A 12,887-nucleotide genomic window follows, 5' to 3' on the forward strand; every position below is an offset into this window, starting at 1 on the left:
ACCACGCCGCCGAAGGCCGCGTGCAGTCCCGATTGCCCGACCACGACCGAGGCCAGCACATCGCGCCCGCGCACCAGCGCCGCCGCGGTGTCGTCGCAGCTGCTTTCCAGCCCGAGCATGAGCGGTGGGGCGGTCATCGCGGCCTCGTTGCGCAAAACATGCCTTCCAGCTACCACCGGGCCATGCGCCTCACAAGGATGCCGGGATGTCCGCGCCGCCGACCCTGCTGTTGCTGACCCGTCCCGAAAGCGCCTCGCGCGCGTTTCTCGAGGCTTTGCTGCGGGCGGGCGTTGGCCAGGTCGAGCCCATCATATCGCCCTTGATCGACGTGACGGTGATCGGCCCGCTGCCGGACCTGAGTGGCTTAGCGGGGCTGGTCTTCACCTCGGCCAACGGGGTGCGGGCCTACACCGCGCTGGGCGGTGCGCCTGGACTGCCGGCCTTCACCGTCGGCCGCGCCACCGCGCGCGCGGCCGAGCAGGCTGGATTGCGGGCCCGCGCCGCCGAAGGCGACGCCGACGCGTTGGTGGCGATGCTGGCGCAGGACGGCGCGCGCGGTCCGCTGGTGCACCTGCGCGGCAGCCATGCGCGCGGCGACGTCGCCAAACGGCTGACCGATCTGGCGATTCCGACGACCGAGGCGGTGATCTACGACCAGCCGATCCGCCCCCCCAACGAGGACGCCCTTGCCGCGCTGCAGGGAACCCGGCCGGTCGTCGCGCCGTTGTTCTCGCCTAGAACGGCGACGTTTTTCGCCGCTTTGCCGAAGAATGCGCCGATTTTCGTCGCCGCGTTCAGCGAAGCGGTGGCCTTGGCGGCCGGGGGGCCCCATATTGTTTCACCGGGGATCGCTCGACGACCGGACGAGGCGGCCATGATCGCCTGCACCGCCGACATGGTGGCGCAGGCCAGGAAACTTGAGGCGCGTCGGGGGCGCGTGTAGACCGGAAGGGGCAGCGTGTCTGTCGGGGCCGGGCGGAATCGACCAGGAATTCGAAAGGGTGGCGCAAGGTGGCAAAGTCGAAGAACGATCCGAACCGCGACGACGCGGAAAAGCAGGACGAGACGCAGGCCACCCCGGCCGACAAGGCCGAGCCACAGACCGACACGGAGACCGCCACCGGTGACGCGCCCGGTCCCTGGGGCAAGGACGACACGGCCGGCGACGCGCCGGCCGACAGCTACGGCCTGACCCCGCGCGACGACGGCACCCACCCCGCCGCCGAAAGCCCGGATGGCCATTCCGAGGACGGCCCCCCGGGCGACCTCGAGAAGGACGTGCCGGTGGACGAGTACGGAATCACGCCGCCGGACGGCTCCGACGCTAATGACCGCGCCGAAGGCCCGGAAACCGTCGGCGCGGATACCCTCTCGGCCAGCGACGACACGCCTCTGGCGACGGCCGGCGACGACAGCCTGCCGCCCGAGGCGACGCCTGCCGCCGCGCTCGGCACGCCGCCCGAGCCGGTCCGCGAGACGGTCGTCAAGCACCGGGGCGGCTTCGTACCCATGGTGCTGGGCGGCATCGTCGCCGCCGCGCTGGGCTTTGCCGCCGCGCAATACGGCGAGGGTCGTCTGCCCTTCATGCCCGCGCCCGAACCAGACCCGTTCATCGCCGAGACCGAGGCGCGCCTGACGCAGCAGGACGAGCAGGTCTCGGGTCTCGACGCCCGCCTGCAGGAAACGCAGGCCGCGCTCGACCGGATCGATGTCGATACGGTCGCCGGCGCGGTCGAGGCGCTGGTGCCGCAGGTCGAAACGCTTGCCCAGGGGCAGCAATCGCTGACCGACCGGCTGGATACGCTCGAGACGCGGATGACCGAGCTCGAGAAGCAGCCGATGGAACAGGCCGTCTCGCCCGAGGCGATCGCCGCCTACGAACGCGAACTCGCCAGCCTGCGCGAAAGCCTCGACGCGCAGCGCACCGAGGTCGAGCAGAGCCGCGCCGAGATCGAGGCCATTGCCGAGACCGCCCGACAATCCGAACAATCCGCCGCGCGCCAGGCCCAGCTGGCCGAGCAGCGCGCCACGCTGGCCGAGCTGACCGCCGCGCTGCAATCCGGCCAGTCCTACGAGGAACCGCTGAGCGAGCTGCGCGACAGCGGCGTTACGGTCCCCGAGCCGCTGGCACAGGTCGACGAGGCCGGCATTCCGACGCCCGCGCAATTGGCGGCGGAATACCCCGACGCGGCGCGCGACGCGCTGCGGGCCGCCCGGCTGGAAGAAGAGTCCGGCGGCGGCGTGGGCGCGTTCTTCCGCACCCAGCTCGGCGCGCGATCGGTCACACCGCAGGAGGGCGACGACGCCGACGCGATCCTCAGCCGCGCCGAGGCGGCGGTCCAGCGCGGGAACCTGGAACAGGCCCTGGACGAGATCGCCACCCTGCCCGAAGCCGCGCAGGCCGAAATGGCCGACTGGGTCGAGATGGCCCGCGTGCGTCTCGAGGCGCTGAACGCCGTCTCTGGCCTCGCCAGCGAACTGAACGAATAACGAGGATCGCATTCATGCTCTGGTCACTTCTCAAGATCGTCGTTTTCGTCGTGCTGGTCGCGGCGCTCACCCTTGGCGCCGGCTTCCTGATGGAAAGCTCGGGCGGCATGATGATCACCGTCGCGGGCACCGAATACACGCTGGGCGCCCTGCAATCGGTGATCGCGCTGCTGGTGCTGGTCGTGGCGCTGTACGTCGCGTTCAAGGTCGCCGGCCTGCTGGTGGCGCTGCTGCGCTTCATCAACGGCGACGAGACGGCGCTGTCGCGCTACTTCGACCGCAACCGCGAGCGGAAGGGCTTCCAGGCGCTGTCCGAGGGCATCATGGCGCTGGCTTCGGGCGAGGGGCGGCTGGCGATGGCCAAGGCCTCGAAGGCCGAGAAGTACCTGCACCGCCCGGAACTGACCGACCTCGTGAGCGCACAGGCCGCCGAGATGTCCGGCGACCGCAAGAAGGCCGAAGAAGTGTACAAGCGGCTGGTGACCCGGGACGAGACCCGCTTCGTCGGGATCCGCGGTCTGATGAAGCAGAAGCTGGCCGCCGGTGACACCGACACCGCGCTGAAGCTGGCCGAGCGCGCCTTCGCGATCAAGCCGCGCCACGTCGAGGTTCAGGACACGCTGCTGCGCCTTCAGGCCGAAAAGGCCGATTACGTCGGCGCCCGCGCGACCTTGGCCGAGAAGCTCAAGCAGGGCTCGTTGCCGCGCGACGTCTACCGTCGGCGCGATGCCGTGCTCGCGCTGTCGAGCGCGCAGGCAATGGAGCAAGAGGGCCATCATGGCGAGGCCAACGACGCCGCGATCCGCGCCAACAAGGCATCGCCCGACCTCATTCCGGCGGCGGCTATGGCCGCGCGCGCCTACACCGCGCAGGGCAACAAGCGCTACGCCACCAAGGTGCTCAAGAAAGCCTGGGCGGCGAACCCGCACCCCGATCTTGCCGCCGCCTACGCCGAGATCGAGCCGGGCGAATCCGCCACGGACCGCGTGCGCCGCTTCGGCACGCTGACGTCGATCAACCCCGACCACCGCGAGACGCGTCTGCTGCGCGCCGAACTCGCTCTCTCGGCCGAGGATTTCCCGGCTGCCCGGCGCGCGATGGGCGCGATGACCGAACACGAACCCGACGCCCGCGTGCTGGCCGTGATGGCCGCGATCGAACGGGGCGAGGGGGCCTCGGACGCGGTGGTGCGCGGATGGCTCGCCAAGGCGCTGACCGCCTCGCGCGGACCGCAATGGGTCTGCGGCAACTGCCACACGATCCACGGCGACTGGGCACCGCTGTGCTCGAATTGCGGCGCGTTCGATTCGCTGGAATGGACCACGCCCGTGCAGTCCGAGGTCGTGCTGCCCGCCGGCGCGGACATGCTTCCGCTGATCGTCGGCGCGCTGGAAAAGCCGACCGCGGACCCGGGTCCCGCCGCCACGACCGAGGCCACCGCACCGAACTCGGACACCAAGTCCGACATCATCGACGCCGAGACCGCGGACGAGCCCGAGACCGCCCGCGCCGCCGGCTCGGATTCCGAACGCTCAAGGGCGAAATAGCGCTTTTCCTTGCCGGGATCGGGTGCTAAGAGGCCGCCCACCGGGCCGGTGTAGCTCAGCTGGTAGAGCACGTCATTCGTAATGATGGGGTCGTAGGTTCGAGTCCTATCACCGGCACCACCTGCCTTCGCGCGGACCGGATCACCAGATCCACGCGCCAGGCGCCTCGGACAAGCCCATCGCCGCAACCGGCGGTTTTGTCCCCATTTTTCACCGCTTGACACTTGATCGGCCGATCGTTCCGGGCGACACGGGTTCATGTTTTCGCTTCAGAAGATGTTCCGAAGGCTGCGGCGGCCGGTGTTCGATGCCCCCATCGCGCCGGCCCGGCCGTTCTTTGCCATCGGCGACATCCACGGCGACTATGTCGGCATGGACAAGATCCTGAACCGGATCCAGGATTCCCACGACGACCCGATGGTGATCTGCGTCGGCGACTACGTCGACCGGGGGGAACGGTCGGCCGAGGTTCTGGGCTGGCTGCACCACGTCAACACGCTCTATCCCGACGATTTCGTCTGCCTGCTGGGCAACCACGAACAGATGCTGGTGCAGTTTCTGCGCGACCCCGAGGCGCAGGGCGACCGCTGGCTGGCCTTCGGCGGGCTGCAGACGTTGCAAAGCTACCGGGTGCGCAAGGACGCGCAGACCTCGATGTCCGACGTCCGCGACCAGCTTGCCGAGGCCATGGGCGACGACCTGATCGAGTGGCTCGAGCGGCTTCCCCTGCATTGGCAATCCGGCAACGTCGCGGTCACGCATGCGGGCGCTGATCCGGCGCTGCCGATCGCGGACCAGCCGCGCCGGAACCTGATCTGGGGGCACCCGGATTTCGCGACCACGCCGCGCGAGGACGGCGTCTGGGTCGTGCACGGACACACGATCGTCGAGACGCCGCAGGTCCAGAACGGCCGAATCGCCATCGACACCGGCGCCTACGTCACCGGACGCCTGACCGCCGCGCTGGTCTACGACGGCGGGGTCGAGTTCATCTCGACCCGCGACTGACGCATGCGTAAAGGGCTCATGTCCTGTGGCACATTGGGCACGGAAACCCCGAAAATCCCGGAAGTGACCGCGCCTGCCTCCGAGTCGTTGCCGGTTTCCGGTAAACTGTCGATAAAGTGCCCGACGGTCCGCCACTGGCGAACCCGACGCGCGGTGCGCCGCGCGGACAGATCATGGTGCGGCGGGCCCGCACCGGCCCGCCTGCAATGGATGCGGCGAGGCATTCGAACGACAAGGTTAGGATGGCGGTGATGAACAAGGCAGGCAGAGACAGTCGACTTCGGGTCAACGCGCCGCGCGCGATGGCCGTAGCGATGGCGCTGGCGGTGGCCGGATGCGGCGTCACGTACAAGAGCCCGTCGGTCAGGACGGTCGCCGAGGGTGCGGTCGTCGACGTGGTTCCGCTGACACCGACCGAGGTGGCGCGCGCCAACCGCACGCCCTATTCGCCGCTATCGCTGCCGAACGCGTTCTTCGCGAACGCCGATTTCGGCCAGTCCGCCACGGGCGGCTCGGCGCTTCCGGCGATGCCCTACGTCCCCGACGAGCAGCGCGAGTCGCTCGACCTGCGCCCGCTGCCCTCGGTCCAGCCGCCGCCCTACCGCATCGGCGTGGGCGACGTCGTCCTGCTGGCCACCCGGGGCGCCGCCTCGACGGTCGAGCAGCTGTCGGGTCTTCTGGCGGCGCAGAACCAGCGGCAGGGCTACACCGTCCGCGACGACGGCACGATCGCCATCCCCGAGATCGGCACGATCGACATCGGCGGCCTGACCGTCCAGGAGGCCGAGGACCGCGTGTTCGAGACGCTGGTCTCCAACCAGATCGACCCGTCCTTCAGCCTTGAGGTGGCCGAGTTCAACTCGAAGCGCGCCACGGTCGGCGGCGCGGTGGGACAGACCACGATCGTTCCGATCGGCCTCAGCACCGTGACCCTGCGCGACGCGCTGACCGCCGCCGGTGGCCTGACCGTCGCGGACGAGGAATTCGCGTCGGTCCGCGTCTATCGCGACGGCACGCTGTACCAGATTCCCGTCGAGATGCTGCTGGACGAGCCATCGCTGGGCAACGCGCCGCTGCTCGACGGCGACGCGGTCTACGTCGATACCAGCTACGATCTCAACCGCGCGCTGCAATTCTACCAGTCGCGGCTCGACGTGATCGCGCGCCGCGAAGCCACGCAGTCGGCCGCGCTCAGCCGCCTGCAGGCCGAGATCGGCCGCCGCCGCGCCGCGCTGGACGAAGAACGCACGCTGTTCCAGACGCGCACATCGCTGGACGCGGTCGAGCGTGAATACGTCTACCTCGTCGGCGAAGTGAACAACCAGTCGCGCTTCGCGCTGCCCTACGGGCATACCGCGTCGCTGGCCGACGTGCTCTACGACCAGGGCGGCTTCAACACCGAGACCGGCGACCCGTCGCAGATCTACGTGCTGCGCGACGGCGCCTACGAGGGCCGCGGCAGCCGCGTGATCGCGTACCACCTCGACGCAGCCAACATCGTCCAGATGATGAACGCGACCGAGTTCGAGATGCGCCCGCGCGACATCGTCTTCATTGAGGAGCAGCCGATCACCAAGTGGAACCGCGCGCTGCAGCAGTTCTTCCCCGTGCTGATCCGCGAGGCGACCACCGCCGGCTGAGCGCGGCCGGATAGCCAGACCTGCCGGACCCCGGCCTCGCATCCCGAGGCCGGGGTCCCTCTTTTTGTGCCGGCCGCTCAGTCGTGCGGACGTGGTGCCTTGCGGCGCGCGGGCCGCATGTCTGGGGCGGCCAGATCGGGCCACGAGGCCGCCAGCCACTTGCCCGATGCCATCCGCCGTTGAACACGGGCGCGGTGCGCCTCGGGCGACAACGGTTTCTTGCGGCGGTGGCGGTGCGTGTTGCAGTACCAGCAGGCGGCAACGATGTTGTCGGCGGTGTTTCCGCCGCCTTCGCATCGCGGACGCAGGTGCTCGGCGGTGCAGCGCAGGGGGCTAGGCCCAGCCTGGGTGGTGCAATCGGGCGCGGCGCTGCCGTCCCACATAGGAAGGCTGCAATAGTGACAGCGGCCGCCCTGTTCGATCATCTTCCGACGGCGGAGGGATTTCAGGGTTTTCATGATAGCGAGCCTTTTTCAGCTTTATGAAAAAAGCGAACGCGCGGCGTCTTAAAGGACGCTCCCCGGACGGAAGTGAAGTCTCGCGCGGTAACCCGACGTGATCGTGGTTTCGCAGTCCGGAAACGACATCCTTGGCTTGGGCTTCGGACGTGACGAGCCATCGGCTCGATCAAGGCGTGAAAACACTCTTCGCGATGAAGATGCTGCCCAATACGATGTGCGTCGTCAATGCCGCGGAGACACGAGAGAAACGAAAAAGGGCCGCCGAAGCGGCCCACTCATCCGGAAGACGCCGAAGCGATCCTTCGGAAAGTCGTTTGTCTGGTCAGGAGCCGGCGCGCTTCGCCACGACGGACAGCGTCCGCCAGAAGATCCACAGCTCGAGCAGGAAGCTGGTGTTGGCGATGTAGAACAGGTCCGCCTGCACCTTCCGACGCGTCGCCTCGATCCCCACGGCATAGCCCAGTTCGGTCTGCGCAAGCCCGCTGATTCCCGGCCGAACCATGTGGCGGGCCCGGTAGCCCGGGATCTCGCGGACGTAGCGGCGGGCGTGGCTGAAGTAGTCCGGACGCGGGCCGATCAGGCTCATGTCGCCGCGCAGCACGTTGAGGATCTGCGGCAGCTCGTCGATCCGGCTCTTGCGCATGAATCGCCCGAGCGGGGTGATCCGCTCTTCGTCCAAGGGGCCGTCCGCGCCGCGCGCGACTCGGTCGGCGGGGCGCATGCTGCGGAACTTGATCGCCTTGAACGGCTTGCAGTTGCGGCCCATGCGCGTCTGCACGAAGAACAGCGGCCCCTGGTTGTGGAACGGGTTAAGCATCAGCAGCGTCACCGCGCAGATAACGAGAAGGGGCAGAAGAAGAAGGCTCACGACGAGGTCGAAAGCCCGTTTGCACCCGAAGAAGACTCGACGACGCGGGCGAGCCTGATCCAGCGGCATCGCGTCCCGAAAATGGTCCTGAGCAGCAGCCAAATCGTACATTTCATCCTCACATCGCCCATCGGGAGCAAATTAAAACAATTTTATAAAAGTACTTATGGGTTACCTCCGCGGACAGCGGGATGTCAATTGACCCGCCCGCGGCCGGCGACGGATTCTTAATACAAGATTAATTTGACGGTTTTTTGATGAATATGCCAGCACGACGATCACGGCATGGATGAGCTTGTCGGTGCGTTCGCCCAGGTATCGCTGGCCCCGAGGCCGCTCTACAGCGCCTCGCCGTTCTCGAAGTCACGGCGGGGGAACTGCAGGACGAACCGGTAAGAATCTGCCGATTCAATGACTTCGGACTGCCCGTGCAACTGCTGTTCGAACGCCCGGATCAGGCGCGCACCCAGCCCGTCGCCGGCGGATTGCGATTCGTCGGCGGCCGTGCCCATGCTGGCGCCCTTGGTGTTTTCCACCGTCAGGATCACCTGGCCGGCCTCGTCGTGCGCCAGGTCGACCTCGATTCGCGCAGATCCGTCCGGTCGCCGGCCGACATACTTCACCGCGTTGGTGACCGTCTCGGCGACCAGCATGGACAGCGGCACGGCCTGGTCGGGGTACAGATCGACCGGGTCCAGCCGCGTCACCACGTCCATTCGGCGCTGCGCGGGACTGCCGCCGGCCAGGTCCTGCACCAGCGTCTCGATCATGTCGGCGGCCTGCACCGTGGTCATCTCGGGGCTCGAGTAGAGCGTGCGGTGCATGGTGGCGAGACCGCGCACGCGGTTACGCAGGCTGTCGAGGACGCGCCGCGCCTCGGGCGTGCGGGCGTTGCGCGCCTGCATGTTCATGATCGAGCCGATGAGCTGCAGGTTGTTCTTCACCCGGTGGTGCACTTCCTTCAGCAGCACCTCCTTGTCGCGCAGGTCCTGCTCCTGCTTGGCCTCGGCCTGCGCCAGCAGCAGCACCATGCGGTTGAAGGCGCGCTCGGTCTCGCGCAGCTCCTCGGGCGGGTTCTCGAGCTCGATCCGGCCGCCGCGCAACTCGCCCAGGGCCAGCTGCCGCATCGCGCTGCGCAGGGCGGTGATGTGGCGGATCACCAGCCGCTGCAGGCCGAAATAGGCGACGATCGTGCCCATCATCCACATCAGGATCGGGAAGATCAGCGGCGCCATCGTCGCCGCGGTCCAGTCCTGCCCCAGCGCGTCGCGCCGCGGCCAGCTGCCCACCAGCGCGGCCTGACCGTCGATCATGCGGCTGACGGCAAAGACCCGCGTTTCGCCGTTGCCGGCCGGGGCCTCGAACGTCGCGCCCTGAAGCTCGAACAGCGTCTCGGCCGACATGTCCCGCGGCAGGTATCCGCCGTTGCCGGGGCTTTCGTGCGACGATGCGATGACGACTCCGTCGCGGGCGACCACGGCCAAGCGCAGGCTGTCGCCGGTCGCGCGCTGCGAGGTCTCGATCAGCGCCTCGGCAATCTGCAGCGGGATCGACAGCGACATGAAGCCGGCCACCGCGCCGCGTTCGCGCACCGCGCGTTTCACGCGGATGACCGGCGTGCCGAAGCTTTCGCTGGCCGGCCGGATCGAGATCTCGACCTCGGCGGATTGAATCGTCGTGTCGATGCGCGGCGCGCCGGTAGGCACGCGGCCGGACTGGCACAACAGCCGCCCGTCGGGCGCGTAGAACTGCGCCAGAAGGAAGTTGCCGTCGGATTCGATGAACCGGTCGAGCGCGCTGCGGCAGGCGTCGGCCGTCATGCCGACAACTGCGTCACCCAGTGCCTGCGCCGCACCGGCCGCGCGCTGGATCAGCTCACGCTCCAGCGTGCCGGCGGCGACCGTGCGCTCCATCAGCGTGGCGCGGTTGCGCTCGCGCGCCTCCTCCAGCACCTCGCCGGTCTGGTACAACGAGATCACGCCCAACGGGAAAAGCGCGAGGGTCAGCAGCGCCATCAGCTGGACCGGCATGCTGCGCAGGAACGTCCTGACGCGCACCCCCGCCCCCCGTGGACTCACGCTGCGCTCGGATTTGACGCCACGATTCCCGAGGTCACCTGATCCGTCGCCTCCAGCGCATCCCCTTCGTCGAGCTGCATCAGCTCGGCCAGCCGCGTGCGCGCGCGGTTCACCCGGCTTTTCACCGTGCCGACGGCGACGCCGCAGGTGGCTGCCGCCTCCTCGTACGAGAACCCGCTGGCGCCGACCAGGATCAGCGCCTCGCGCTGCTCCTCGTTGAGCTTGTTGAACGCGGTGTTGAAGTCATTCATCTGCAGCCGCCCGTCGTGGTCGGGCTTTTGCGCCAGGCTGTCGGACATGACGTTGTCGACATCCTCGACCTCGCGCCGGCGGCGGCGGTAATGCGAATAGAACGTGTTGCGCAGGATCGTGAACAGCCAGGCGCGCATGTTGGTGCCGCGCTCGAACTTGTCCATGTTGGTCCACGCCTTGACCAGCGCGTCCTGCACCATGTCGTCGGCCAGCGAACCATTGCGCGTCAACGAGATGGCGAAGGCGCGCATCGCGCCCAGATGCTCGACGATCTCGTCGCGCGGGTCGCGGGCCTCGCTGCGGTCAGTCATCTTTGCGGGACTCCTCGGACTCGCAGGCGGACCCGCCCGCGCCTCCGGATTTGCGGAGCCGCATGAGAAGTTCGTGGAAACGATCGGGGACGTCCTCGTTCAACACATCGTCGTACGCGCGCTTGAGGTTACGGTCGATCTGCGATTGAAGTCTTGATGAGCTGTTCTGTTGCGTCATGTTGAAGGCAATGCCGATCTCCGGGTTTTTCACCGCGCGGAACCAAACTCCCGCGATGCGCTTCGGTTCCATACCTATACGAAAAAACAGGAAAGACGAGATGAGCGACGAAAATTCCAATGATCTGGCCGCGGAGGTTGCAGAAAACCTACCCTACCTGCGTCGGTATGCCCGCGCCCTGACCGGCTCGCAAGCGCGTGGCGACACCTACGCCATGGCCGCTCTCGAGGCGATCCTGGACGACCCCGCGGCCTATCACCGCTCGCTGGGCGCAAAGCCTGCGCTGTTCAAGGTGTTCCACACGATATGGTCGACGCTGGGCGGCTACATGGACGACGAGGAAACCGGCCTGACCGGCAAGGCGCAGCGCCACCTGGCCAAGCTGACCTCGAACACGCGCGAGGCGCTGCTGCTCTACACGATCGAGGACATGGACCACGACGACATCGCGGCGATCATGGACATTCCCCGCGATGAGGCCGCGTCGCTGGTCGACATCGCCTTCGAGGAGATGGCCAAGTCGGTCGCCGGCAAGGTGATGATCATCGAGGACGAGGCGATCATCGCCGTCGACCTCGAAGGGATCGTGGCCGAGATGGGTCACCGCATCACCGGCACCGCCAGCACCGAGCAGAACGCCGTCTCGCTGGCCGATCAGGAAAAGCCCGACCTCATCCTGTCGGACATCCAGCTTGCGGACAATTCCAGCGGCATCGACGCGGTGAACCGCATCCTGGACAAGCACGGCAACATTCCGGTGGTCTTCATCACCGCCTACCCCGAGCGTCTGCTGACGGGCGAGGGGCCGGAACCGGCCTTCCTGATCTCGAAGCCCTACAAGGAAGACCAGGTGCGGTCTGCGGTCAGCCAGGCGATGTTCTTCTCGTCGACCGAGACCCTGCGGGCCTGACCGCCCAACTCTGCCCCGCGCGGCGTCCGTGGCGCCCGCGGGGTCGGGACAGGGCCCGCGTCAGCCCCGTCCCAGGTCGTCGTCGTCCCGTTCGTCGCGCTCGTTCCGCTGCGCCGCGCGCAGAACGAAGGACGTCCCCAGCACGACGAGGAAGAAGTAGAACAGTATTTCCGCGATGTCGGCCGTCTCGCCGGCAACTCCGCCGAACGCGAACAGGGCCGACACGACAGCGGCCATGACGAAGATGGCGCTCCAGTAAAGCATGTTTAAAATCCCTTTGCAGTTCAGCTTGAACAACCCTGCTGCGCGGGCACCGTTCCCGATTCGGCCGCGACAAATCGTTCAAGTTTTCGCGCGCTCGCCGCGGGGTTGAGCGGCGGTGCGGCCGCTCCCGGGAACCCGGTGCGAAAGTGCGGGGTTGGCCGGTCATGACGCGATCGCAAGACCCCTTTCCCCCGCTGCCCGGCACCGGCCGCGCCTGCGGCATCGAGATCGAGCTGGCCGGCCTGACCGAGATGCAGGTTGCCCGGATAGCGCGCGACAGGCTCGGCGGCCGGATCGAGCGCGAGGCGCCTCATGTGGTGGCCCTGCACGACAGCGAATTGGGCAAGCTCCGCATCGAGCTCGACACCGCGCTGCGCAAACTGGGTGGCGGGCGGCTAGTCCAGCAGGGCCTAGACGCGCTGCGCGGCGTGATCCCGGTCGAGATCGTGACCGAGCCGCTGGATGCGGCCTCGGTCGCCACGCTCGACACGCTGCGCGAGGATCTGCGCGCGGCCGGCGCGCTGGGGTCGCGACACGGCGTATTGCTGGGCTTCGGGGTGCACCTGAATCCGGCGCGCGCCGGCAGCGATGCGCGCGTCATCCGCATCGCCCGCGCCTACGCGCTGCTCGAGGACTGGCTGCGCGCGCGCCGCCACATCGACGTTACCCGCCGCATCCTGCCCTTCGTCGACCCGTGGCCGTCGTCGCTGGTCGACGATCTGGTCGACGCGCCGCCGGACACGATCGAGGGGCTGGCGCGCCTCTATGCGCGGCACACGCAAAGCCGCAACCACGGGCTGGACCTGCTGCCACTGCTGCACGACGCGGTGCCCGACGCCTACGCCGCGATCTTTCCCAAGGCCGCCGACATCGGCGGCCG

13 protein-coding genes, 1 tRNA gene and 1 pseudogene are annotated in these 12,887 nt (G+C 68.0%); 8 read left to right on the forward strand and 7 right to left on the reverse strand.

From position 1 onward, the window contains the following. Positions 1-137: pseudogene (locus tag ACFDTC_RS07475) on the reverse strand (tRNA (adenosine(37)-N6)-threonylcarbamoyltransferase complex transferase subunit TsaD); the annotation flags it as partial. A gap of 68 nt (positions 138-205) precedes the next feature. Here ACFDTC_RS07475 and ACFDTC_RS07480 point away from each other — a divergent pair. The 6 genes from ACFDTC_RS07480 (at position 206) to ACFDTC_RS07505 (ending at position 6,685) form a co-directional block, all read left to right on the forward strand. Next, positions 206-943, forward strand: coding sequence for a uroporphyrinogen-III synthase (locus ACFDTC_RS07480; protein WP_375258258.1), 738 nt, complete (start codon positions 206-208; stop codon positions 941-943). Between the two features lie 68 nt (positions 944-1,011). Continuing rightward, complete coding sequence (locus ACFDTC_RS07485) at positions 1,012-2,490, forward strand: COG4223 family protein (protein ID WP_375258259.1); 1,479 nt, start codon at positions 1,012-1,014, stop codon at positions 2,488-2,490. Between the two features lie 14 nt (positions 2,491-2,504). Continuing rightward, a complete protein-coding gene (locus ACFDTC_RS07490) occupies positions 2,505-4,037 on the forward strand; it encodes a heme biosynthesis protein HemY (protein WP_375258260.1) in 1,533 nt (510 codons plus the stop codon). 44 nt (positions 4,038-4,081) lie between these two features. Then, positions 4,082-4,157: transfer RNA gene (locus ACFDTC_RS07495), tRNA-Thr, on the forward strand. Between the two features lie 156 nt (positions 4,158-4,313). Continuing rightward, on the forward strand, positions 4,314-5,045 hold the full coding sequence (locus ACFDTC_RS07500; RefSeq protein WP_375258261.1) for a metallophosphoesterase family protein: 732 nt from the start codon (positions 4,314-4,316) through the stop codon (positions 5,043-5,045). 302 nt (positions 5,046-5,347) lie between these two features. Further along, positions 5,348-6,685 carry a polysaccharide biosynthesis/export family protein gene (locus tag ACFDTC_RS07505; protein WP_375258262.1) on the forward strand — a complete coding sequence of 446 codons (1,338 nt, stop codon included), beginning with the start codon at positions 5,348-5,350 and terminating at the stop codon, positions 6,683-6,685. 77 nt (positions 6,686-6,762) lie between these two features. Here the strand turns inward: ACFDTC_RS07505 and ACFDTC_RS07510 are convergent, their stop codons facing one another. The 5 genes from ACFDTC_RS07510 to ACFDTC_RS07530 form a co-directional block, all read right to left on the reverse strand. Then, positions 6,763-7,143 (reverse strand): HNH endonuclease, encoded by a 381-nt coding sequence (locus ACFDTC_RS07510; protein ID WP_375258263.1) that lies wholly within the window; start codon positions 7,141-7,143, stop codon positions 6,763-6,765. A gap of 325 nt (positions 7,144-7,468) precedes the next feature. Beyond that, complete coding sequence (locus ACFDTC_RS07515; RefSeq protein WP_375258264.1) at positions 7,469-8,083, reverse strand: sugar transferase; 615 nt, start codon at positions 8,081-8,083, stop codon at positions 7,469-7,471. 269 nt (positions 8,084-8,352) lie between these two features. Further along, positions 8,353-10,071 (reverse strand): sensor histidine kinase, encoded by a 1,719-nt coding sequence (locus ACFDTC_RS07520; RefSeq protein ID WP_375258265.1) that lies wholly within the window; start codon positions 10,069-10,071, stop codon positions 8,353-8,355. Positions 10,072-10,088: 17 nt separating this feature from the next. Then, positions 10,089-10,655, reverse strand: a complete 567-nt coding sequence (locus ACFDTC_RS07525; protein ID WP_375258266.1) for an RNA polymerase sigma factor — start codon at positions 10,653-10,655, stop codon at positions 10,089-10,091. Next, positions 10,648-10,905: a NepR family anti-sigma factor gene (locus ACFDTC_RS07530; RefSeq protein ID WP_375258267.1), complete on the reverse strand. Its 258-nt coding sequence runs from the start codon at positions 10,903-10,905 to the stop codon at positions 10,648-10,650. The genes ACFDTC_RS07525 and ACFDTC_RS07530 overlap by 8 nt, the downstream gene beginning before the upstream one ends. Positions 10,906-10,933: 28 nt before the next feature. Here ACFDTC_RS07530 and ACFDTC_RS07535 point away from each other — a divergent pair, with 28 nt between their 5' ends. Next, entirely contained in the window at positions 10,934-11,743 is an 810-nt protein-coding gene (locus tag ACFDTC_RS07535) for a response regulator (RefSeq protein WP_375258268.1), read from the forward strand. Between the two features lie 60 nt (positions 11,744-11,803). Here ACFDTC_RS07535 and ACFDTC_RS07540 read toward each other — a convergent pair whose 3' ends face one another. Continuing rightward, positions 11,804-12,007, reverse strand: a complete 204-nt coding sequence (locus tag ACFDTC_RS07540) for a DUF1328 domain-containing protein (RefSeq protein ID WP_375258269.1) — start codon at positions 12,005-12,007, stop codon at positions 11,804-11,806. A 164-nt stretch (positions 12,008-12,171) separates the two neighbouring features. Between ACFDTC_RS07540 and ACFDTC_RS07545 the strand changes: the two genes are divergently transcribed. Then, positions 12,172-12,887 (forward strand): amidoligase family protein (locus ACFDTC_RS07545; protein WP_375258270.1); only part of this gene is annotated, 716 nt, incomplete at its 3' end.

Source organism: Citreimonas sp. (genome assembly GCF_042096055.1).
Classification (GTDB): Bacteria; Pseudomonadota; Alphaproteobacteria; order Rhodobacterales; family Rhodobacteraceae; genus Citreimonas.